Here is a 19,989-nt window from a genome sequence, read left to right as displayed (position 1 = left end):
CCGTGACCGAGGCTCGCATCCAAGCCGCCTTCGCCGAGGCGGCAGTCATCACCGCCGCCGCCGCCTGCAAGGTGATCGGCTGCGACCCAAAAACGCTGCGCGAGATGACCGACGCCGGCATCATTCGGGCCGTCCGCGTGGGGGCCGGAAAGACGCGCGGTTACACCGAGGGTGACATCCGCGCCTATCTGACCGAGAGTGACGCGCCATGTCCGTCTATAAGCCAGCCAAGAGCCCCTACTTCCAATACGACTTCCAGATCAAAGGTCGTCGATTTCACGGCTCGACGGGCGTTGAAACGCGCCGCGCGGCCGAAGAAGTAGAGCGCCGCATACGCGTCCAGGCCGCCAAGGGCGAACTGGACGACGCGAGCCGCATGACCCTCGACGAAGCGGCGGCCCGTTGGTGGGACGAGCACGGATCGACGCTGAAGGGCGGCGATCGGCTTGAGGGCCGCATTGAGCGGGCGGTCACTGCCATCGGCCCCAAGACGCCGATCGGCGACATCACCACGGACGTCGTCGCGCGCGGGATCCAGCGTCGTCGGGGCATGACCTTCGCCAAGGCCGAGGGCAAGAGCGCCAAGCAATACCTGCCGTCCAACGGCACGGTGAACCGCGACATGATCGACAGCCTACGGCCGATCCTGATCCGCGCCCGCAAGGTGTGGGGCGCGACCCTGCCCGAGATCGACTGGCAGGCGCTGCGGATGAAGGAACCGAAGCCCAAGCCCAAGGAGTTCGCTGCTGGCCAGCTGGACCTGGTGCTGGCCGAGGTCCGTCCGCACTGGCACGACCTGGTCCGCTTCGCCTCTCGATACGGCTGCCGGCTGTCCGAACTATTCTTCAGCCTGGACGACATCGACGTCGCCGACCCGGCGCGGGCGCGGGTCAGGCTGAGAGAACGCAAGGGCGGCGACGACCACGTCATTCCGATCCTGCCGGCCGACGCCGCCATGCTGGCCGCGCGCAAGGGCAGGGCGCAGGCCGCCAAACTGGACACGGTGTGGTTCCGGGAGATGAAGCCGCCCAAGTTCGGGCAGGCCAAGCTCCGCGCCCTGACCTACAACGGCGCCTCGATCGCCCTGCGTCGCGCCATGACGACCTCCGGCCTTCGCGCCAGCAAGGGCATGAAGGGCGCCCATGACCTGCGCCACCACAGCGCCATGACCGCCCTTCGCGCGACCGGCAACATCCGCATGGCCCAGCGCCTTCTCGGCCACGCCGATATCAAATCGACCATGGTCTATGCCCACGCCGTTGAGGACGACGTGCGTGCGGCCCTTGAGGCAATGTCCCGGAATAGTCCCGAACCTGTATCGGCCGGCCCTGAAAAAGCGGCGACGGAACAACCGACTAAGCGGACAGGCACGGACGCTTCATAACCCACAGGTCGGCGGTTCGATCCCGCCTCCAGTCACCACCTTTTTCTGACCGAGCCGCGTCAAAAGCGGACGTAGATGTATTGTTCTTCAGCGAATCGCGCTGGCGATTGTCTGGGCGCTATGCTAAGTTGTGCATGGGTAGGCATGCGCTGGATTTATCCCGAGTTGCTTTCGAGCGGCAGCACTCTCGCAGTGTGAATCAGGGACCGGGGGCCTACCCACACCCTTCCGTGAACGATTTGATTATCGCGCTTTGAGCGTCCGTTGGCCGGGAGGCCGCAAGTGATGGGACAAAAGCAAAGCCTCGGTTGAGAGCATTGCCATCCTTCTGCAAAACGCAAGGTTTCAGTAGTTGCGCGTATGTTGGCTCGTGGTTGCCGTAGACGTTCGGCTCGACAGCAGTCCAAAATGCGCTCGTGATGCAGTCCGCAATTTGTAGGCCAGCCCATTTTGAGTGGTCTTCTACAATCACATCCTCGACATTCAGCACGTCCCACAAGATAGAACGGACTGGACGCATCAGTTCTTTCCCATCCCGCATCAGCCGTAGGTACTCCCCCATACTGTGATAATCGGTGCCGCCTCGCCGAGAGAACACGAGGCGAACTCGGCAAGGTTCTTCTTTAGCGGCATGACGACAGGCGTAAGTTACACGTTCAAGCAGCCATCGCACGAGATAGTTGTAGAGATATCCCTTTTGCTTGAAGACAGGTGCGAACTTGGTTCCGGGTATGGTCGTCTTATTGGAGAGCATGACGGCTGCTCCTAAAGGAAAACCGCCGATCTCCTGGCAGGCGACGACTTTTTGGTCGTGGTTCAGGTCGCGGAAATGAAGATCTCTGCGTGATCGCTGAGGGAAGCGGGCCAGTATTTGTCGCTTTAACGCGGGTAACCGCTGGTCATTCTCCGCTGAGACGATGCAGCAGCCGATAGCGAGCCAATGGGATTGCCCACCCACTTGGCCTCCCTGTTTCAGCTTGCCGAAGCCTTCATCGCCCGCTTCATCAATGTAAACGACGTATTCCTTGCTCATCCTGATTTAGTAAGCGGACGCACAACGCTGAGTCGAGTCGATCCAGGCTACGCAGCGCTGAGCCGCCGGAGACAAAAGCCTCTTAGGAAGGGGGCGCGCCGTGGCTCCAACCCACCACTGCCGCCGCTCCACCACCCAAGTGTCGCATCTGGTCTTCGCAACCGGCCCGGTCCTGCCGCGTTCAGCGGCCGACAACCTTGACCGGAAAAACCTCATGACCATACGTACGAAGGCCCTGCTGGCCGCCGCCGCCGTTCTGTCGCTGGGCGCCGCCGCCTGCACCGAGGCCGAGCAGGAAAACACCGAGGCCCATGCCGAGGCGGCCGCCGATAACACCGCCGAGGCCGCTGCTCGAGCCGGTGAAGTGATCGAATCCGGCGCCATGAAGGCCGCGCGGGCGGTCGAGACCGGCGCGGGCAATGTCGCGGACGAGCTGGAGCAAAACCAAGCCGAAGCCGCCGCCGAGGGCAAGCCCGGCGCCGTCAACCCGAACACCGATCAGCGCGTGCCGGCCGACAACTGACGCCTCAGGCGCCCGGCGTCGCCCCGACCGGGGGCGCGCCCTCCGCCAGCAGGGCGTCGATCAGGGCGTGGGCCTCGGGGCTGTTCCAGTCGGCTTCGCCCGAGAAGGTCGCGCGGATGCGGCCTTCGCGATCCAGGAAGATGGTCTGGGGCATCTTGCCCTTGCCCGGAAACTCGAACGGCAGCTGGAATTTGATGTCGCTGTACAGCGGCAGGGGCTCGTGAACGTCGATGAAGCTCTTGGCGTCGGCCAGGGCGTCGGGCGAGGCGTCGACGTTGATCGGCAGGACGATCAGATCCTCGTTGCGCTGATAGGACCGGGCCAGCTGGGCCAGGGTCGGCATTTCGGTGCGGCACGGGGCGCACCACATGGCCCACAGATTGACCACCACCACCTTGCCCTCGAAGGTCGAGAACCGCACCGCCGTGTCGTTGCGGTCGCGGAACATGTATTCCGGCGCGGTCTTCAGCTCGGACGGCGTCTCCAGCGACGCCAGCGGCCCGACGGCGAACCGGGCCAGATCGCTTTTCGCAACAGGCGTCGTCTGGGGTTGCGCCTTCTGCCGATGATTGGCGTATAGCGACATCGCCAAGCCGCCGGCGCCGGCGAGCGTGCTGAACAGCACGAGCGCGCCGACGACCGCCCAGATCGCCTTTCTCGAGCCACTCATGACAGACGCCGCCTCCGATACCGCCCAAGCCAGTGCTTCTAAGGCCCCGGCCAAGCCCGCAGGTCAAGACATGTGGGGCGGCCGCTTTTCGTCGCGCCCCGCCGAGATCATGCAGGCGATCAACGTCTCCATCGGCGTGGACCAGCGTCTGTGGCGTCAGGATATGGCCGGATCGCGCGCCCATTGCCGGATGCTGGCCAAGCAAGGCGTTATCCAGCCGGCCGACGCCGAAGCCATCCTGGGCGGGCTGGACGCCATCGAGGCCGAGATCCTCGGCGGGACCTTCCCCTTCCGCGACCAGTTCGAGGACATCCACATGAATGTGGAGGCCAGGCTGTCGGAACTGATCGGCGAACCCTCGGGCCGGCTGCACACCGCCCGCAGCCGCAACGACCAGGTGGCCGTCGATTTCCGCCTGTGGGTTCGCGACGCCGCCGACCGCACCATCGCCCAGCTCAAGGCCTTGCAGGCCGCCCTGCTGGGTCGGGCCGAACAGCACGCCGGCGACCTGATGCCCGGCTTCACCCATCTGCAGACCGCCCAGCCGGTGACCCTGGGTCACCATCTGATGGCCTATGTCGAGATGTTCGGCCGCGACGCCGGCCGGTTCGCCGACGCCCGCACGCGGATGAACGAAAGCCCGCTGGGCGCCGCCGCCCTGGCCGGCTCGCCCTTCCCGATCGACCGCCACATGACGGCGGCCGAACTGGGCTTCGACCGGCCGATGGCCAATTCGCTGGACGCGGTGTCGGACCGCGATTTCGCCCTGGAAAGCCTGGCCGCCGCCTCGATCACGGCGGGACACCTGTCGCGCCTGGCCGAGGAGATCGTGGTCTGGATGACGCCGATGTTCGGTTTCGCCAGCCTGCCGGACGACCTGACGACCGGGTCGTCGATCATGCCGCAGAAGCGCAATCCAGACGCCGCCGAACTGGTCCGGGCCAAGACCGGCCGGATCCTGGGCTCGCTGGTCGCCCTGTCCACCGTGATGAAGGGTCTGCCGCTCGCCTATTCCAAGGACATGCAGGAAGACAAACCGCCGGTGTTCGAGGCCTTCGACGCCCTGGACCTGGCCCTGGTCGCCATGACCGCCATGGTCTCGGCCCTGCGGCCCAACACCGAACGGATGGCGGCGGCCGCCGGGGCCGGCTTCTCGACCGCGACCGATCTGGCCGACTGGCTGGTGCGTGAACTGAACCTGCCGTTCCGCAAGGCGCACCATGTGACGGGCGCGGCGGTGAAACAGGCCGAGGCGATGGGCGTGGACCTGTCGCAACTGCCGCTGACGGAAATGCAGAAACTCGAGCCGGGGATCACGGAAGCGGTTTACAAGGTGCTGACCGCCGAGGCTTCGTGCCAAAGCCGTCAGAGCTATGGCGGCACCGCGCCGGAACAGGTCCGTGCGCGCATCGCCGACTGGAGAGCCCGCCTATGAAAGTCTTTGGGAAAAAGACCCTGATCCTCGCGGGCCTGCTCGCCCTGTCGGCCGCCGGCTGCGGCCGCATGGCCGACCTGGAATCGCCGGCGCGCGAGACCGAGCGCGCGCCGCGCAGCAGCCGCGCCCCCGGCCTGCCCGAACCGGCGACCCTGAACCGCCCGTCCAGCAGCGTGCCGATCGACGGCGGTCCCTCCAATCCGATCGGCGCCGGCGCCGCCCAGAACGACCCCCGCTAGGCCGCCTTGCATCATTTCGACCTGAAGGACGGCGCCCTGTACGCCGAAGGCGTCCCGCTCGAGATCATCGCCGACGAGGTGGGGACGCCCGTCTATGTCTATTCCACCGCGACGCTGAAGCGGCACTACGGCCTGTTGCGCGCCGCCGCCGACGCCCATCGCGAGGCCCTAGGCGAGGCCCTGATCGCCTTTGCGGTCAAGGCCAACTCCAACCTGTCGGTGCTGGCGACTCTGGCCAAGTTGGGCTCGGGCGCCGACACGGTGTCCGAGGGCGAGATTCGTCGGGCCCTGGCGGCGGGCATCCCCGCCGACCGGATCATCTTCTCCGGCGTCGGCAAGACGGATGTGGAGATGGTGTTCGCCATCGGCGTCGGCGTGCGCCAGATCAATATCGAATCCGGCGCCGAGCTGGATCGGCTGATCGCGGTCGCCGCCCTGATGCAGGCGTCGCCCGCCGTGGCCGTGCGGGTCAATCCGAATGTGGGGGCGGGCGGCCACGCCAAGATCACCACGGGCGGCAAGGGCGACAAGTTCGGCGTGCCGGTCGAGGAGGCGATGGCCCTCTACGCCCGCGCCTCGGCCTCGCCCCATGTCACGCCCGTCGGCCTGGCCTGTCACATCGGCAGCCAGATCACCGACCTGGCCCCGCTGGAGGCCGCCTTCACCGTGCTGGCCCAGATGACGCGCGACCTGCGGGCCCAGGGCCATGCGGTGACGCGGCTGGACCTGGGCGGCGGCCTGGGCGTGCCCTATTCGGGCGGGGTCGAACCCCCGTCGCCGGCGGATTATGTCGCCATGGCCGCGCGGGTCCTGTCCGGGCTGGACGTCGAGGCGGCGTTCGAGCCGGGGCGTCTGCTGGCCGCCAACGCCGGGGTGCTGCTCAGCCAGGTGATCCAGGTCAACGAACGCTCGGACGGGCGGCGCTTCCTGGTGCTGGACGCGGCGATGAACGACCTGATGCGCCCGGCCCTGTACGACGCCTTCCACGACATCAAGCCGGTCAATCCCCGTCCCGGCGCCGCCCTGTCTCATGACGTGGTGGGGCCGGTCTGCGAGACGGGCGACACCTTTGCGCGCGACCGCAGCCTGCCGCCGCTGGAGGCCGAGGATCTGGTGGTCTTCACCGGGGCCGGCGCCTATGGGGCCGTCATGGCCAGCGAATACAACAGCCGCCCCCTGGTCCCTGAGGTTCTGGTCGACGGCGACCAGTGGGCCGTCATTCGGCCGCGCCCCACCTATGAAGACATGCTGGACCGGGAACCCTTCGCCGACTGGCTGTAAGGTGGAATTAGTCTCGACCGTTATAAAGTAACGGAGTATAGGCCCGCCCATGTCGCCCGTCTCCGAACCGTCCGTGTTGCTGTCCCTGCTCGGGGGCGGCTTCGTCGCGGCCTTCCTGCACGCCGCCCTGCCGACCCATTGGCTGCCCTTCACCCTGGTGGGCCGGGCGCAGGGCTGGCGGGCGTCGCGCGTGCTGCTGGCCGTAACTGCGGCGGGCCTGGCCCATATCGCCTCGACGGCGGTGGTCGGCGGCCTGATCGTGGCGGCGGGCCTGGCGCTGGATCAGTGGGTCGAGGGGCTCCTGCCTCATCTGGCGGCGGTGCTGCTGTTCCTGTTCGGCGCCTTCTACCTGGCGCGCGCCACGGTGTTGCGGCCCGCAACGGCCGGCGGCCCGACGATGGAGGCCGCGCCGCCGGCCGTGTCCGACAAGGCCGCCTTCCTGGGCCTGGTCGCCATGATGGCGGTGTCGCCGGGCGAGGTGCTGCTGCCCATCTATCTGTCTTCGGCCTCCCAGGGCCTGGCGGCCCTGGCTCTGCTGACCCTGGTCTTCGCCGTCGGCACCATCGCCGGCATGGCGGTGTTCACGGGCCTGGCCAGCGCGGGCGCGTCGATCCTGCGGATGGAGCGGTGGGCGCGCTATGAGGGGGCGGTGCTGGGCGTGGCCCTGATCGCCCTGGGGCTGGGGATCGTTCTCCAACCGCATTGATGGGTATTACATGATAACATTCAATGCGTTATCAAGTACCAGCTTGGCCGTTGTCGCAAAAGGCGTATAGGCGGAGCCATGAACGTCTCGCTCGAACACGACCATTCCGATCATGGGCACGATCATGATGATCACGGCCATGACTCTTCGCATGGCCATCACCACCATCATCATGGGCATGGGCACGCCCATGGACCGGTGGACACCGGCGACTGGCGCTACGCCGTCGGCCTGGTGGTCAATCTGGCCTTCGTGTTCTGCGAGTTCGGCGCGGGGCTGATCGCGGATTCGACCGCCTTGCTGGCCGACGCCGGGCATAATCTGTCGGATGTCCTGGGCCTGGCCATGGCGGGCGGCGCGGCCTGGCTGGCGCGGCGCGGGGCGCACGGGGCGGCGGGCGGCCGGCGGACCTATGGTTTCGGCAAGGCCACGGTGCTGGCGGCCCTGGGCAACGCCCTGCTGCTGATCTTCGCCTGTGGGGCCATCGCCTTCGAGGCCGTGCGGCGTTTTGCAGAACCCGCGCCGGTCGGCTCGGGCGTGATCATGACGGTGGCGGCCATCGGCTTCTTCATCAATCTGGGCACCGCCCTGCTGTTCATGAAGTCCCAGCACGACCTGAACGCGCGGGGCGCCTATCTGCACATGATGGCCGACGCCGGCGTGTCGCTGGGGGTGGTGGCGGCCGGCGGGCTGATCATGCTGACCGGCTGGTCCCTGGTCGATCCGATCGTCAGCCTGGTCATCGTCGCCGTGATCCTGTGGTCGACCTGGGGCTTGCTGAAGGACTCGGTCAATCTGGCCATGGACGGGGCGCCCGCCGACGTGGACGTGGCCAAGCTGGAAAAGGCGCTGATGGGGCTGCCGGGCGTGCGCGCGGTCCACGACCTGCACGTCTGGGGCCTGTCCACGACCGAGACCGCCCTGACGGCCCATCTGGTCCACGACCGCGAGGACGGCGTCGCCCTGCTGATGGAGGCTCAGGCGCTGGCGAAACGCCATTCGATCCGCCACACGACGCTTCAGCTGGAAAGCGAGGCCCTGCCGGACTGTCCGGGGTGTTGAACCCCAGCCGCCGTCACCCTCGGGCTTGACCCGAGGGCCGGGCGCTCCGCCAGCTGTTCGCTGGCCGTCGAGGCGCAGCCCGATCCCTATCCGGTCCTCGGGCCAAGCCCGAGGATGATGATAATGAGAGGGGGCCTACGCTTGGGCGAACGCCAGCGGCGCGCCCCAGAATTGCGACACCATTTCCGACTGCGGACCGGCCTGGCCCGTCGTCAGGAAGTCGCGGCGGCCGCTGTCGCCCAGTTCGAATTCGGGATGTCGCGCGAAATACCGCTCCAGCGCATCGGCCACGGCGGTCGGCTGGTTGATCAGCACCGTCCCCGCCGGCAGGGCCGAGGCGAACAGTTCGGCGATGATCTCGTAATGGGTGCAGCCCAGGATGGCCTTGTCCGGGTGGCGGCCGATGCGGCGACGCAGGGCGTCGACATGGTCGTCCACCACCACCTTCAGCTCCTCGCGCGGGGCGCCCAGCTCGATCAGGCCCGCCAGGCCGGGGCAGGGTTCGGAGAAGACGGCGATGTCCTCGCGCCGCTTGTCGATCTCGATCTCGAAGACGCGGCTGATAGCGGTGGCGGCGGTGCAGAAGACGCCGGTGACAGCGATCGCCTCGACTTTATCCCCTTCTGCGGCGCGCTCCGCCTCGAAGCTCCAGGGCTTGCCGGTGGCGGCCTCGATGGTCGGCACGATGATGCCCAGCACATTGACCGGACGGCCCAGACGTTCGCGCAGGCTGGGGATCCAGGTCTGCTGCAGACGGCGCAGGGCGATGGCGCTGGCGGTGTTGCAGGCCAGGACCACGACCGAGGCGCCGGCCTCGAACAGCCGCTCGCAGCCCGCCCTGGTCAGTTCGACGATGTCTTCGCCGCCGCGGCCGCCATAGGGCGCGTGGGCCTGGTCGGCCAGATAGACGAAGTCCCGCTGGGGAAAGCGTCGGGTCAGTTCACGGTGGACGGTCAGGCCGCCCACGCCGGAGTCGAATACGCCAATAGCCATGACCGCGCTTTAGAACAGTGCGACGATCGATCCAACAAGATTACGGGCCTTTAACGGGCGGGGCAGGTGACGATCCGGTCCGGTGCGCCTAAGTGTGACCCCGACATGATTTTTCCACGGAGCATTCCATGCACAGACGCCAGCTTCTCATCGCGGGCGGCAGCCTGATGGCCCTCTCGGCCTGCGCCTCCACCGGATCCGGCGCTACGCCCGCCGCCGGCGCGCCGACCGCCATGGACCTGGCTGAAGAAGGCCGCATCGCCCGCGCCGTCCTGCCGGCCGCGACGCCCAAGGCCGAACTGCTGCAGCCGTGGACCGGTTCGTATGACGGCCTGCCGCCGTTCGACAAGGTGACCCCGGCCAAGCTGCGCGAGGCCATGCTGGAAGGCATCGAGCTGCAACGCGCCGACATCGCCGCCATCGCCAACAACCCGGAGGCCCCGACCTTCGCCAACACCATGGCGGCGCTGGAGCTGGCCGGCGAGCCGCTGGACCGGGCGTCCAACCTCTATGGCGTCATGACCTCCAACATCGGCGGCGAGGCCTATGACGCGGTCGACACCGAACTGTCGCCCATCCTGTCGGCGGCCTCGGACGAGATCACCTTCAACGCGGCCCTGTTCCAGCGCGTCAAGACCGTCGCCGACAACGCCGACGCCATGGGCCTGAGCGCCCAGCAGAAGCGTCTGGCCGAGCGTCGCCGCGACGCCTTCATCCGTTCGGGCGCGAATCTGGACGCGGCCGGCAAGGCCGAACTGGGCCGGATCAACACCGCGCTGTCCAACGCCTTCACCCGCTTCGGCCAGAAGGTCGTCGCCGACGAAAACGCCTGGACCCTGATCTCGAACGAAGCCGGTCTCGCCGGCCTGCCCGCCTCGAACAAGGCCGCCGCCGCCTCGGCCGCGCGCAGCCGCAATCTGACCGGCTGGGCCATTCTGAACACCCGTTCGGCCGTGGACCCCTTCCTGACCTTCGCCGACGACCGCGCCCTGCGCGAGCAGGTCTGGAAGAAATTCGTCAATCGCGGCGACAACGGCGACGCCAATGACACCAATGCGACCATCGCCGAGATCGTGAAGCTGCGCGACCAGCGGGCCAAGCTGCTGGGCTATCGCAACCATGCCGAACTGCGGATGCAGGACACCATGGCCAAGACCCCGGCCAATGCGCAGAACCTGATGGACCGCGTCTGGGCTCCGGCCAAGGCGCGCGTCGCCGAAGAGGTCGCCGACATGAAGGCGATCGCCGGCTTCGACATCGAGCCCTGGGACTACCTCTATTTCGCCGAGAAGGTCCGCAAGGCCAAGTACGACCTGGATCAGAACCAGCTGAAGCCCTATTTCGAACTGAACGCGGTTCGCGCCGGCTCCTTCGCCATGGCCGAACGTCTGTACGGCTTCAAGTTCACCAAACTGCCCAAGGGTTCGGTCCCGACCTTCGAGCCGGACGTCGAGGTCTATGAACTGCACGACAAGGCCACCGGCAAGCTGATCGGCCTCTACTACACCGACGACTACGCCCGTCCGGGCAAGCGTTCGGGCGCCTGGATGACCACCTACCGGTCCTTCTCGACCCTGGACGGATCGAAGGTGATCCTGGGCTCGAACAACAACAACTTCACCAAGCCCGAGCCGGGCGAGCCGGTGCTGATCTCGCTGGACGACGCCGAGACCCTGTTCCACGAGTTCGGCCACACCCTGCATTACTTCTCGTCGAACGTGACCTATCCGTCGTTCGGCAATACGCCGCGCGACTTCGTCGAATATCCGTCGCAGGTCCACGAGCACTGGGTGCTGAGCCGGCCGATCCTGGACGGCTATCTGAAACACTATCAGACGGGCGAGGCCATGCCCCAGGCCCTGGTCGACAAGATCCAGGCCTCGTCGACCTTCAACCAGGGCTATGCGACGGTCAGTTATCTGTCCTCGGCCATCGTCGACATGGACCTGCACACCCAGGCCACGCCGCCGACCGACATCGACGCCTTCGAGAAGGCCAGCCTGGCGCGGATCGGCATGCCCAAGGAGATCGTGATGCGGCACCGCCTGCCGCAGTTCAATCACCTGTTCACGTCCGACGCCTATTCGGCCGGCTACTACAGCTACCTGTGGTCCGAGACGATGGACGCCGACACCTGGGCCTATTTCGAGGAGTCGGGCGACGTCTTCAATCCGGACATCGCCGGCCGCTTCAAGTCGATCATGCTGGCGCCCGGCAACACCACCGACCGGGCCGAGGCCTACCGCGCCTTCCGGGGTCGCGACCCGGACGTGGCGGCCCTGCTGAAGGTCCGCGGCTTCCCGGTGTCCTGATCCTGGCCTGTCGGCCTTCGGCCGAGTTGGACTGAATGAGCGAACGGCCGGCGGAGCGATCCGCCGGCCGTTTCGTTTGGGCGCGACCTGGCCTAGATCAGGATCAGAATCCGCCGAGAGAAGAGCCCGCATGTCCGTCGTCGCCTCCTACGTCTATCGTGACGGCAAGCGCGTGCGGGCGGCGCCGCTGACGGAAAAAGGCCTGACGATGAAACCCGGCGAATTCGTCTGGATCGGCCTGCACGAGCCGACCGACGCCGAGTTCGACGTTCTGGTGAAACGGTTCCACCTGCACCCCCTGGCGGTCGAGGACGCCCTGTCGGCCCACCAGATGCCCAAGGTCGAAGTCTATGGCCACGAACTGTTCGTCGTCGCCCGCACCGCCGAAAAGGTGGACGACGTCATCCGCTATGGCGAGACCCACGTCTTCGTCGGCACGGACCACGTCATCAGCATTCGCCACGGCTCGGCCCGGTCGCACACGGCCCTGCGCGCCCAGCTGGAGGCCTCCCCCGAACAGCTTCGCGCCGGTCCCGACTTCGTCCTGCACGGGGTGCTGGACTTCATCGCCGACGCCTATGTGCCGATCGTCGACGGAGCCGAGGACAGCGTGCTGGAGCTGGAGCAGCGCGCGCTGGAGGCCTTCCTGTCGCGGCGCGAGATCCGCCGCCTGTTCACCCTGCGCCGCGAACTGCTGAAGTTCCGGCGCATCCTGGGGCCGATGGAGGAGGTGGCGGGTCGGCTGCAGTCGCTGGACCTGCCCTGTATCGACCCGGACATCCGACCCTATTTCCGCGACATCGCCGACCATGTGCGTCGGGTGAACAGCCGGTTGAACGGGCTGACGGACATCCTGGCCTCGGTGTTCGAGGTCGCCAATCTGCTGGAACAGCAGCGACAGGGGGTGATCACCCGCAAGCTGGCCTCATGGGCGGCGCTGCTGGCCGTGCCGACGGCCATCGCCGGCATCTACGGCATGAACTTCGAGTTCATGCCGGAACTGCACTGGCGTTACGGCTATGCGGTCGTGATGGGTCTGATCGTCGCGGTCTGCGTCGGCCTGTACATCACCTTCAAACGCACGAAGTGGCTGTAGGCCGGCCGATGCGGCGAAGGGCGACGGGCACCCTTCGCCGGTCTTGGATCAGCTGTTGGCGAACAGGCCGACCACCTGGGCGACCTGACGGGCGTCGCGCGGGGCGCGGGCGTAGTCGACCTGGCGCGAACGCGGCAGTTGGCGCATCGCCTCGGCGCGAACGGCTGAGCGGCAGGCGTGGCTGCGAACGATCCGGCTGCCCGTAACGGTGAAGTTGCGGCACAGGCCTGCGGCGGCCTGGTCGATGCGGCCGTCGAAGGCGGCGGCGCCGGCGGCCGAGGACAGGTCCAGATCGCGGAAGGCGATCCGCGCGTCATTGCTTTGGGCCAGGGCGGGGGACACGGACAGGACGGCGACGGCGAAGAGAACGGGGGAGAGAACCTTCATCGCTTTGCTCCTAAAGGGAAAGATAATCGCTCGAAACGGCGACGAAGGCGCAATACGCGTGTTGTGTAACAGCTCAATGAGGGTTCAGCCGCCGATCCAAGACAGGCGGATTAAATCGTCGTCATGGTTGCGGCTGTAATCAGCCGCTGTTGCGCAGCCCAGCCGCCACGCCGTTGATCGCCAGCAGAATCCCCTCGCGAACACGGGGGTTTTCATCCCCGGCGCGGCGGCGGCGGATCAGTTCGATCTGCACATGGTTCAGCGGCTCGACATAGGGCATGCGCAGCCGGATCAGCCGATCCAGTTCCGGCTGGCCGCCCAACAGCTTGTCATGACCGGTGATGGCCAGGACGGCGTCGTGGGTTCTCTGCCACTCGTCGCGGATCTCGCCATAGATGCGCGCCGCCAGCGCCGGATCGGGCACCAGGGTGGCGTAACGGCGGGCCACGGTCATGTCCGACTTGGCCATGACCATTTCCATGTTCTGGACCAGGGTGCGGAAGAAGGGCCAGACCTCGGCCATGGCCTTCAGTTCGGCCATGTCCTGGCCCTGGACGGCCGAACCGAAACCGAACCAGCCGGGCAGCATGACCCGGCTCTGCGACCAGCTGAACACCCAGGGAATGGCGCGCAGATCCTCGATCCGGGTCGAGGCGGTGCGCGATGACGGGCGCGAGCCGATCTTCAGGTCGGCGATCTCGGCGATGGGGGTGGCGGCGCGGTAATAGTCGACGAAGCCGTCGGTCTCATAGACCAGCTTGCGATAGGCGGCCATCGACCGGGCGGACAGGTCCGACAGGGTGGCGCCGTGGTCGGCGGTGAACACGTGATCCTTGCCCTGGTCCAGCGAGGCCAGGACGGCGCCGCAGGTCAGGGCGTCGAGGTTGCGCAGGGCGATCTCGGGCTCGCCGTACTTGTTGGCGATGACCTCGCCCTGTTCGGTGGTGCGGATGCGGCCCTGGACCGTGCCTTCCGGCTGGGCCAGCACCCCGGCGAAGGACGAACCCCCGCCGCGCCCGACCGTGCCGCCGCGCCCGTGGAACAGCTGCAGCTTCAGGCCGGCGGCCTTGGTCACCTCGACCAGGGCGCGCGAGGCCTCGTGCAGCTCCCAGCCGGATGTCAGATACGAGCCGTCCTTGTTGGAGTCCGAATAGCCGATCATCACTTCCTGAACGCCGCGCGCCTTGGCGACGGCCAGGGCGGACGGCTCCTTCAGCAGGCGCTCCAGCGTCGGACGCGAGGCGCGCAGGTCCTCGATGGTCTCGAACAGGGGGGCGGCCTGGATCGGGCAGGCGGCGGGATCCTCGGGGCGATAGAGGCCGACCTCCTTGAGCAGCAGATAGACCTCCAGCAGGTCCGAGGCCGCGTCGGTCTTGGAGACGATATGGGTGCGGATCGCCTGGGGGCCGAAGGCGGCCAGGGCCTCGGCGGCGGCCTGAAGAATGCCGCGCTCCTTCAGGGTTTCGGCCGCATACTCGGCATAGGGGCTGAACAACAGGCGCGGCGAGGCCAGTTCTGCGGCCAGCACCGCAAGCCGCCCCTCTTCGTCCAGGCCGGAATAGTCGGCGCAGACCCCGGCCGTCTTCAGCAGGTCGGCGACGACCCGTTCGTGGACGTCCGAGTTCTGGCGCAGGTCCAGGGTCGCCATGTGAAAGCCGAAGATCTCGACGGCGGTGACCAGGTCGCTGAGCCGGTCGTCGGCGAAGACCTCGCCATTATACGCCACCAGGCTGTCGCGCATGATCTTCAGATCGGCCTCGAAGGCGTCGGGGCCGGGGTAGGGCTCGGCGGCGACAACGGCGCGGCGGGGCGGCGGGGTTCCGCCCCGCGCCTCATAGGTGGCGGCCAGGCGGCCGTAGACGCCGGTCAGGGCGCGTCGATAGGGTTCGTCGGCGCGATGGGGGGACGGGTCGTGGGCGGCGTCCGCCAGGACGGCCAGTTCCGGCGAGACCTGGGCCAGTTCGGCCGCCAGACTGAGTTCGGCGCCCAGGGCGTGAACCTCTTCCAGGTAATAGCCCAGGACGGCGCGCGACTGGGTGCGGAAGGCGGCGGCCAGCACGGCGCCGTCGACGTTCGGATTGCCGTCCCGATCGCCGCCGACCCAGGTGCCGACCCGCATGAAGGGCTGAAGGTCCGGGGCGTCCAGCAGACGCCGCCAGGCCGACAATTGCTTCGGCGCGACGCGCAGGAAGATGCGGTCCAGGAAGGAGACGACGGTGTCGATCTCGTCCTGCACCACCAGTCCCTGGGTGCGGACCAGACGCGTGGCCCACAGGATGACGATCTGGCGGCGCAGGGGTTGGTTGATCTGGGCGGCTGAACAGGCGTCGCCGGCCTTGTCGCAGGCGTCCAGCATGTCGCTGACGGCGGCGATCCGGTCGATGACGCTCTTGCGCCGCACCTCGGACGGGTGGGCGGTCAGGACCGGCGAGACCAGGGCCTCGTCCAGCAGGGCGCGCACCGCCGCCTTGTCCACCTTCTGTTCGGCCAGCCGTTGCAGGGCGCCTTCGGGCGTATCGGGACGGGCGCCGGCCACGACCTGGTCCTGGGCGCGACGACGGGTGGCGCGATCCTCGGCGATATTGGCCAGCAGGGAGAACAGGGCGAAGCCGTGGGCCAGGCCGGCGGCCTGATCCACCGTCATGGCGGTCAACAGCTTCTCCAGCCGCTTGGCCGGATGCGAGGCCGGGTCGCGGTGATAGGCGACCGAGGCCTGGCGCACCGCCTCGACATGATCGAACAGATCCTGGCCGCCTTCCTGACGAATGACCTCGCCCAGAATGCCGCCCAGCAGTCGGACTTCTTCACGCAGGGCGTCGTCGGCGGCGGGGGTCATCATCGGCATGTCCTAGTCGGCAGCGGGGAGACCGGCATGTGAAAGAGCCGAAACGCCCCCGTCAACGCACGTTCCATGACAGGTCGCGATAGGAAAGGTCATGGTGAACCCGCCGTTAGGGTTTCTTAACCGGCGCGGTGCAAGACTGGGCGTGAAGGATTCCGCCCCGTGTCCATGTTCGCCAAACGCCAGTCCGCCCTCGCCGCCGCCGCCGGTTCTCCGCCCGCGGCGCGTGGAAAGCCGAGCCTGAAACCTGTCGTCGCCGCGCTGAAGAAGCCGCCGGTGATCGCGGGGCTTTCCGGCCTCTTCCTGCTGTCCGCGACGGCCCTGTTTCTGACCGTCCTCGGCGACCCGCGCGCCGGCACGCCTTCAGCCCGGATCGCCCTGCATCGTGAAGAGGCCGCGCCCGCCCCGGCCCCGACCGGGTTCGAGGCCTTCTCCATGGGGGCCATGGGCCTGTATCAGGACCTGACCGGAACCGGGGACCCCAGCGGCGCCGCAGGCGGCGAGGCGGTGATCACCCTGCCGGACGGGGCCACCGTCGCGGGCGGGGCCAGCTATAGCGCCCCCGTCCAGGCGGCGTCTCCGCTGGCCAAGGCCCCGATCGCCGGCCTGTCGCAACCCGGTCCCAGCGGCCCCCTGCCGATGATCGCGCCCGACGGCCGCGTTCCGGCCCAGGCCTATGCCCGGCCCTTCCGCTCGAACGGGAAGCCGCGCGTGGCCCTGATCGTCGGCGGCCTGGGGCTGAACGCCGTCACCACCCGCGCGGCCATCGAACGCCTGCCGCCCGAGGTGACGCTCAGCTTCGTGCCCTATGCCGACAATCTCCAGTCCTGGATCGACCAGGCCCGCGCCCAGGGCCACGAAGTCATGCTGGAAATGCCGATGGAGCCCACCGGCTATCCCGACAACGACCCCGGCCCCTATACGCTGCTGGCCAGCGGAACCCCGGACGACGTCCAGGCCAAGATGGACTGGCTGCTGGGCCGCGCTGTCGGCTATTTCGGCGTGACCAACTATCTGGGCGACCGGTTCGCCACCTCGGACACGGGAATGAGCGCCTTCCTGTCGACCCTGCGCCAGCGCGGGATCGCCTTCCTGGACGACGGTTCGTTCCAGCGCCGTCCCGGCGCCTGGGCCCGCGCCAGCGCCGACAAGGTCATCGACCAGACCCAGTCCCCCGCCGCCATCATCGCCGCCCTGAACAGTCTGGAAGCCCAGGCCAAGCTGCGCGGCTCGGCCCTGGGGACCGGCTTCTCCTATCCGGTGACGGTCGAGGCCGCCGCCCGCTGGACCGCCGGTCTGGAACAGCGCGGTCTGCAACTGGCGCCGGCGTCGGCCATGACCCTGCGGCCGGGGCGCTGAGAAGTGGCGAGTGGCGCGTGGCGAGTGGCGAGTGAGGACTCTCGCCGGCTAAGCGCGTCGATGTGGCCGCGCGGCCTCGCCACTCGCCACGCGCCACTCGCCACTCGATGACCGACCTCAGTCTGTACCGCCCCAATGTCGGGGTCGTGCTGTTCAACGCCAACGGCCTAGTCTGGTACGGCCGCCGCCACGCCACGCCCGGCCCGCATAACTGGCAGTTCCCGCAAGGGGGCGTGGACGAGGGCGAGGATCTGCTGGCCGCCGCCCTGCGCGAACTGCGCGAGGAGACGGGGGTGACCTCGGTCGAGTTCCTGGCGCGGACCGACGACTGGATCCTGTACGATTTCCCGCCCGAGGCGATGAACAATCCCAAGGCCTGGCGCGGCTTCGTCGGCCAGCGCCAGCAGTGGTTCGCCTTCCGCTTCACCGGACAGGACAGCGAGATCGACCTGGCCGCCGACGACGAGATCGAGTTCGACGCCTGGCGCTGGGGTTCCCTGTCCGAGGCCTGCGACCTGATCGTGCCGTTCAAACGCCCGGCCTACGAACAGGTGGTCGCCGCCTTCGCGCACTTAGCGGCATAGAGGGCTCGCATATTCAAAGTATCTGTGTCTGCCTGTCTACAGGGCGAGCCGACGTGAGGACACGGATATGAAACTCAGCGATCTGATCGAGGAAACTCTCAGTGAAATCGCCCAGGGCGTGAAGAACGCAAAAGAGAAGTCCAGAAGCGTCCTTGCCATAACTCCAGGCACTCTCGATGGAAAAATGGTCGCTGAAATCACCTACATTGAGTTTGATGTCTCTTTGGTTGTTTCGGACGCACACGAGGCGTCTTCTTCCAAAGACGGTGGCGTGGGCGGCAGCCTTAAGGTGGTTTCCGTAGGTGGGTTGGAAGCACGCAAGGGCGGGGCCGAGGCCACCAAAAACGTTGGATCGTCCCAGTTGACCCATCGCGTGTCGTTCAAGGTTCCAGTTTGCATGGCTGCTGAGTTCGACTTGCGCTGACTACTGGTCGTCGGACACAAAAAAGGGCGGCGCGAGCGCCGCCCTTTCCAGTTTCGGGAGACCGATCAGGCCGCCTTGGCCTTGTCCGTCTTGCCTTCGATAAGGGGCTGGGCGCCGCCGATCTCGATGCGGCGGGGCTTGAGCGCTTCCGGCAGTTCGCGCTTCAGCGAAATCGACAGCAGGCCGTTGACCAGATTGGCCTCGCTCACGACCACATAGTCGGCCAGCTGGAAGCGGCGCTCGAAATCGCGCTCGGCCAGGCCGCGGTGCAGATAGGTCTTCTGCGCCTCGGCGTCGTCATTGGCGGTCTTGCGGCCGGTCACGGTCAGCAGGTTTTCCTTCACCTCGATATTCAGCTCGTCGGGAGAGAATCCGGCGACGGCGATCTCGATGCGATAGGCGTTCTCGCCCGTGGTCTCGATATTATAGGGCGGATAGCCGCCGTCCTGGCTGGTCCGCGCGGCGGTCTCCAGCAGATTGGCCAGACGGTCGAAACCGACGGCCGAACGGTACAGCGGGGTGAAATCATAGGTACGCATCAGCATCCTCCTGAGGATCAGCAAGGTTGAGCCGCCCGGCGGTTTGCCCGGACGGTTGGGGTTCAGCCCGGCGACCCGAAATCGGCGCCGTCGGTCTGGAGAGCCCGGAACCGGCGCTCTCGGACACTGAAATGGGATGCGGCGAACCAGCGTCAAGGGGGTGGAATACGCGGCAAATCGTCGGCGTCTCGGGATCGTCATTTGCGCCGGCCGCGATGCTCCGTAAGGAGAGGCGAACCGGATCAAGGAACACGCCCATGCGTCTCGCCGCCCTCGGCCTCTCCGCCCTGCTGTCGACCGTCGCCCCGACGATGGCCGCCGCCCAATCTCCGGCCCCGCCGCCCGCCCAGACCGAAGGCGCCTGGACGCCGCCGCGCTCGGCCCTGTCCAGCGCCATGCCGACCTTCGAGGAGGATACGGCGCTGAAGGCCGCCGTCGCCGCCCAGACCCGTCCCGCCGCCGACCGGGCTCGCGACGCCGCCCGTCACCCCTATGAGGCCCTGACTTTCTGGGGGCTGACGCCGGGCATGACCGTGGTCGAGATCGAGCCGGGCGGCGCCAGCTGGTGGCGGCATATCCTGGAGCCCTATGCGGCGGCGACCGGCGGTCGCTATGTCGGGGTCGGTCGCCCGCTCGAGGGCATGGGGGTCGAGGCCGGCTCGGCCGACTTCATCCTGGTGGCCCGCGCCTTCCACAACTGGTCGCGCGACGGCCGCACCCAGCCCTATCTGAAGGCCTTCTACGCCGCCCTGAAGCCCGGCGGGATCCTGGCCGTGGAACAGTACCGCAGCGCCGAGGGGCTGAACGTCGCCGACGTCGCCTCGACCGGCTATGTGCCCGAAAGCTATGTGATCCACGAGGCCCAGGACGCCGGCTTCGTCCTGGAGGCCCGCAGCGAGCTGAACGCCAATCCCAGGGACGACCACGACCACCCGTTCGGCGTCTGGACCCTGCCGCCGGTGCGCCAGTCCCAGGCCCGCGACGGCTCGGCCGCCCTGACCCCCGATCAGCGCGCGACCTTCGATGCGGTCGGCGAAAGCGACCGCATGACCCTGCGTTTCCGCAAACCGGAATAGTCGGGTTTTGACCCGCGCCACGAACCTGCTTATGCCCGTTCGAC

Annotated in this window: 21 protein-coding genes; 14 read left to right on the top strand and 7 right to left on the bottom strand. The window is 67.4% G+C overall.

Going from position 1 to position 19,989, the window contains the following annotated elements:
* The first annotated feature begins 2 nt into the window (after positions 1–2).
* Both AC07NC_RS05625 and AC07NC_RS05620 read left to right on the top strand, forming a co-directional pair.
* Entirely contained in the window at positions 3–323 is a 321-nt protein-coding gene (locus AC07NC_RS05625; RefSeq protein WP_494568854.1) for a helix-turn-helix domain-containing protein, read from the top strand.
* A 53-nt stretch (positions 324–376) separates the two neighbouring features.
* Positions 377–1,384 (top strand): tyrosine-type recombinase/integrase, encoded by a 1,008-nt coding sequence (locus AC07NC_RS05620; protein ID WP_494568853.1) that lies wholly within the window; start codon positions 377–379, stop codon positions 1,382–1,384.
* Between the two features lie 214 nt (positions 1,385–1,598).
* On the opposite strand, the gene AC07NC_RS05615 is transcribed toward AC07NC_RS05620, so the two are convergent.
* Complete coding sequence (locus AC07NC_RS05615) at positions 1,599–2,417, bottom strand: DUF3800 domain-containing protein (protein ID WP_494568852.1); 819 nt, start codon at positions 2,415–2,417, stop codon at positions 1,599–1,601.
* A gap of 214 nt (positions 2,418–2,631) precedes the next feature.
* On the opposite strand from AC07NC_RS05615, the gene AC07NC_RS05610 reads away from it, so the two are divergent.
* Positions 2,632–2,940: a hypothetical protein gene (locus AC07NC_RS05610; protein WP_494568851.1), complete on the top strand. Its 309-nt coding sequence runs from the start codon at positions 2,632–2,634 to the stop codon at positions 2,938–2,940.
* A gap of 4 nt (positions 2,941–2,944) precedes the next feature.
* On the opposite strand, the gene AC07NC_RS05605 is transcribed toward AC07NC_RS05610, so the two are convergent.
* Positions 2,945–3,610 (bottom strand): TlpA family protein disulfide reductase, encoded by a 666-nt coding sequence (locus AC07NC_RS05605; protein WP_494568850.1) that lies wholly within the window; start codon positions 3,608–3,610, stop codon positions 2,945–2,947.
* A gap of 70 nt (positions 3,611–3,680) precedes the next feature.
* Here AC07NC_RS05605 and argH point away from each other — a divergent pair, with 70 nt between their 5' ends.
* From argH to AC07NC_RS05585, 4 genes are read left to right on the top strand one after another with little or no spacing between them, the layout of a single operon-like run.
* Complete coding sequence (argH, locus tag AC07NC_RS05600; RefSeq protein WP_494568943.1) at positions 3,681–5,045, top strand: argininosuccinate lyase; 1,365 nt, start codon at positions 3,681–3,683, stop codon at positions 5,043–5,045.
* Positions 5,042–5,284: a hypothetical protein gene (locus AC07NC_RS05595; RefSeq protein WP_494568849.1), complete on the top strand. Its 243-nt coding sequence runs from the start codon at positions 5,042–5,044 to the stop codon at positions 5,282–5,284. Before argH ends, AC07NC_RS05595 begins: the two co-directional genes overlap by 4 nt.
* A gap of 6 nt (positions 5,285–5,290) precedes the next feature.
* The gene (lysA, locus tag AC07NC_RS05590) at positions 5,291–6,565 is read left to right on the top strand and encodes a diaminopimelate decarboxylase (RefSeq protein WP_372705400.1); all 1,275 of its coding nucleotides are present in this window, start codon (positions 5,291–5,293) and stop codon (positions 6,563–6,565) included.
* A gap of 49 nt (positions 6,566–6,614) precedes the next feature.
* Positions 6,615–7,271, top strand: coding sequence for a hypothetical protein (locus AC07NC_RS05585; protein WP_494568848.1), 657 nt, complete (start codon positions 6,615–6,617; stop codon positions 7,269–7,271).
* A 6-nt stretch (positions 7,272–7,277) separates the two neighbouring features.
* Here AC07NC_RS05585 and AC07NC_RS05580 read toward each other — a convergent pair whose 3' ends face one another.
* Positions 7,278–7,451 (bottom strand): hypothetical protein, encoded by a 174-nt coding sequence (locus tag AC07NC_RS05580; RefSeq protein ID WP_494568847.1) that lies wholly within the window; start codon positions 7,449–7,451, stop codon positions 7,278–7,280.
* A gap of 18 nt (positions 7,452–7,469) precedes the next feature.
* Here AC07NC_RS05580 and AC07NC_RS05575 point away from each other — a divergent pair, with 18 nt between their 5' ends.
* On the top strand, positions 7,470–8,333 hold the full coding sequence (locus AC07NC_RS05575) for a cation diffusion facilitator family transporter (RefSeq protein WP_494568846.1): 864 nt from the start codon (positions 7,470–7,472) through the stop codon (positions 8,331–8,333).
* 135 nt (positions 8,334–8,468) lie between these two features.
* On the opposite strand, the gene AC07NC_RS05570 is transcribed toward AC07NC_RS05575, so the two are convergent.
* Complete coding sequence (locus AC07NC_RS05570) at positions 8,469–9,326, bottom strand: glutamate racemase (RefSeq protein WP_494568845.1); 858 nt, start codon at positions 9,324–9,326, stop codon at positions 8,469–8,471.
* A 128-nt stretch (positions 9,327–9,454) separates the two neighbouring features.
* Between AC07NC_RS05570 and AC07NC_RS05565 the strand changes: the two genes are divergently transcribed.
* Positions 9,455–11,638, top strand: coding sequence for a M3 family metallopeptidase (locus tag AC07NC_RS05565; RefSeq protein ID WP_494568844.1), 2,184 nt, complete (start codon positions 9,455–9,457; stop codon positions 11,636–11,638).
* Between the two features lie 130 nt (positions 11,639–11,768).
* Entirely contained in the window at positions 11,769–12,734 is a 966-nt protein-coding gene (locus tag AC07NC_RS05560) for a magnesium and cobalt transport protein CorA (RefSeq protein WP_426025553.1), read from the top strand.
* Between the two features lie 48 nt (positions 12,735–12,782).
* Here the strand turns inward: AC07NC_RS05560 and AC07NC_RS05555 are convergent, their stop codons facing one another.
* Positions 12,783–13,121: a UrcA family protein gene (locus AC07NC_RS05555; protein ID WP_494568843.1), complete on the bottom strand. Its 339-nt coding sequence runs from the start codon at positions 13,119–13,121 to the stop codon at positions 12,783–12,785.
* Positions 13,122–13,260: 139 nt separating this feature from the next.
* Positions 13,261–15,960, bottom strand: coding sequence for a phosphoenolpyruvate carboxylase (ppc, locus tag AC07NC_RS05550; protein ID WP_494568842.1), 2,700 nt, complete (start codon positions 15,958–15,960; stop codon positions 13,261–13,263).
* 171 nt (positions 15,961–16,131) lie between these two features.
* Between ppc and AC07NC_RS05545 the strand changes: the two genes are divergently transcribed.
* The 3 genes from AC07NC_RS05545 (at position 16,132) to AC07NC_RS05535 (ending at position 18,330) form a co-directional block, all read left to right on the top strand.
* Positions 16,132–17,322 carry a divergent polysaccharide deacetylase family protein gene (locus AC07NC_RS05545; RefSeq protein ID WP_292149452.1) on the top strand — a complete coding sequence of 397 codons (1,191 nt, stop codon included), beginning with the start codon at positions 16,132–16,134 and terminating at the stop codon, positions 17,320–17,322.
* A gap of 107 nt (positions 17,323–17,429) precedes the next feature.
* Positions 17,430–17,906, top strand: a complete 477-nt coding sequence (locus tag AC07NC_RS05540) for an RNA pyrophosphohydrolase (RefSeq protein WP_494568841.1) — start codon at positions 17,430–17,432, stop codon at positions 17,904–17,906.
* A gap of 67 nt (positions 17,907–17,973) precedes the next feature.
* Positions 17,974–18,330, top strand: coding sequence for a hypothetical protein (locus AC07NC_RS05535; RefSeq protein WP_494568840.1), 357 nt, complete (start codon positions 17,974–17,976; stop codon positions 18,328–18,330).
* A gap of 65 nt (positions 18,331–18,395) precedes the next feature.
* On the opposite strand, the gene AC07NC_RS05530 is transcribed toward AC07NC_RS05535, so the two are convergent.
* Entirely contained in the window at positions 18,396–18,869 is a 474-nt protein-coding gene (locus AC07NC_RS05530) for an Hsp20 family protein (protein ID WP_183196525.1), read from the bottom strand.
* Between the two features lie 257 nt (positions 18,870–19,126).
* On the opposite strand from AC07NC_RS05530, the gene AC07NC_RS05525 reads away from it, so the two are divergent.
* Positions 19,127–19,945 carry a class I SAM-dependent methyltransferase gene (locus AC07NC_RS05525; RefSeq protein ID WP_494568839.1) on the top strand — a complete coding sequence of 273 codons (819 nt, stop codon included), beginning with the start codon at positions 19,127–19,129 and terminating at the stop codon, positions 19,943–19,945.
* Positions 19,946–19,989: the final 44 nt, after the last annotated feature.

Source organism: Brevundimonas sp. GW821-FHT10A07 (assembly GCF_059415785.1).
Note: the sequence above shows the minus strand (reverse complement) of the source record. Positions and strands in the feature narration are given on the sequence as shown.